At 43.1% G+C, this 1,763-nt stretch carries 1 protein-coding gene; it reads right to left on the minus strand.

All coding sequences use genetic code 11. The annotated features are described in order from the left end of the window. Positions 1-191 precede the first annotated feature (191 nt). Positions 192-1,625 carry an IS1182 family transposase gene (locus AACS90_RS22620; protein WP_099123651.1) on the minus strand — a complete coding sequence of 478 codons (1,434 nt, stop codon included), beginning with the start codon at positions 1,623-1,625 and terminating at the stop codon, positions 192-194. Positions 1,626-1,763 lie beyond the last annotated feature (138 nt).

The following is a 1,763-nucleotide window of genomic DNA, read 5'->3' on the forward strand; positions in this document are numbered from 1 at the left end:
CAGACTGTGTAAAAACCGTGATTTCATCCAACAAACATCGATTTGGGTTGCATTTAAGCAACCCGATTAGCGCTCATCGCATTCACAATGTTTTGATGCAGATTGGTGGCTTGTAATATGAAGTCATTTAAAAGCAGCGTGCCTTGAGCGTTTGGGGCAGATTTTTGGTGAAACTAAGCTTACTTTATCACTTAGCTCAGACTGATGGCCGCCATCAAACCGACAGTTCCCAGTAGGGTCATCATACGTTTCAGGTTGTAAGAAAGAACACTGAGGCTGATTTCAGTGCTCACATTTTTGAGGCGTTTAGTCAAAAAGTGAGTCGCTCCCATCCACATTTTTATCGTGCCAAACGGATGCTCAACACTCTGTTTCCTTATCACCGGGAATTTCGGATTCTCATCCAACCGTTTTTGCATGTCATCAATAATCGATTCATGTATCCATCGTCTTATGCGACGGGGACCTTTCTTTGATGTTGTGCATTGAGATCGGATTGGACATTTATTGCACGCTAAATTGTTGAAGTAAACATCCAGTTCTACACCTTTCTCCATGACCTTCATTCGCTTTTGTAACCTTTTACCCGCCGGACAAATGTATACATCACTGCCGTTGTCGTACTTGAAGAGAGACTTGTTAAAAATGCCTTTACTCTCCGAACCTGAAGTGTCAATTTGTGGCACATTCGCCGTGATGCCTTGATCATGCGCGTCTTTGATATCATTTCGACTGAAGTAGCCTTTGTCGGCTAACACTGTAATCGATTTCTTCCCCAAAACCTTTTGGACTTGCCCGGCAACTAATGTCAGTTGACCTCGGTCTGTTGTCATGACGATGTCGTGGCAAACGATGAGATGGTGCTTTGTATCGACCGCCGTTTGCACGTTGTAGCAGACTTGTCTTTCCATGTGGTGTGTTTTCATCAAGCGGGCATCAGGATCCGTCTGTGATATCTGTTTGTCCGGATGCTCATTAACTTGTTTTTCGAGTGCTTTTAGCTCAACTAAGCGCTGCTTTAGCCAGGCTAATTTCGATGCTGCGACGGTCGGATCAGACGCTTTTTCGTTCTCATCTTTGGCATCCATCTGGCTTAAATATTTCTCGATACTTTTTTCAACTCGCTCGATATGAAACTGCACTTTACTGGGGGTGTAGTTTTTGGATTTATTATTGACGGCTTTGAATTTACTACCATCAATAGCGAACTCGGCATCTTCAAACATGTTGAGTTGTCGGCATAACTCGACGAATTTACGGCAAACGTTTTTAATTCCCTTACCATTATCCTTTCTGAAGTTTGCAATCGTTTTGAAGTCGGGAGATAAACGTTCAAGCAGCCACATTAACTCGACATTGCGGTTGCATTCCTTCTCCAGCCGTCGCGATGATTGAATTCGATTTAAATAACCGTAAATGTAGAGCTTGAGCATCATGGCAGGATGATATCCAGGACGGCCAGTTGACTTGGGATTCAGGCTTTCAAAACCTAAGTCGAGTAAATCTAGATGTTCAACAAAGACATCAATAACTCGCACTGGGTTATCTTCGCTAACAAAGTCGTCCATGAGTTCTGGAAAGAGCGTGGATTGATGCCTTGATTGACCAGTAATATGGTGAGACATGCCAGAATCTCCATGATTATGCTTACCAATCTGATGATACTGGACTTGGCTTTGAAATTGGATCGGTAGCTAAGACCAATTGATCATAAGTACATCGTACTGAGACCAAAAGGTGATCAAGGGTTTTTACACAGTCTG

It is taken from the genome of Xenorhabdus sp. KK7.4 (assembly GCF_963876465.1).
GTDB lineage: Bacteria > Pseudomonadota > Gammaproteobacteria > Enterobacterales > Enterobacteriaceae > Xenorhabdus > Xenorhabdus stockiae.